At 67.8% G+C, this 273-nt stretch carries 1 protein-coding gene; it reads right to left on the reverse strand.

Annotated features, from left to right (window positions below; translation table 11 throughout):
- The coding region (locus SB822_RS57055) for a glycosyltransferase family 2 protein (protein ID WP_410859100.1) at positions 1-273 on the reverse strand (273 nt) is incomplete at both ends.

A 273-nucleotide genomic window follows, 5' to 3' on the forward strand; every position in this document is an offset into this window, starting at 1 on the left:
GGTGCAGGAATTCACGGAATTTCTCCGCGCGCACCGCCCTGAATCCGGAGGTGAGGTCCTTGATCGCAAAACCGGTCATGTGGCTGGCCAGCCAGTTGTAGAACGTGTTGGCCGCGCCGCGGTGGAAGTTCGCCTGGCCGCTGCCGTCGCGGGCGCCCACGACCATGTCATAGCCCTCGTCGAGCTTGGCCAGCAGGGCGGGGATGCTGGCCGCGTTGTGCTGGCCGTCGGCGTCCATGAATACGAGGACGTCGCCGGTCGCCGCGCGCGCGC

This window comes from Paraburkholderia sp. SIMBA_054 (assembly GCF_046534875.1).
GTDB lineage: Bacteria > Pseudomonadota > Gammaproteobacteria > Burkholderiales > Burkholderiaceae > Paraburkholderia > Paraburkholderia hospita.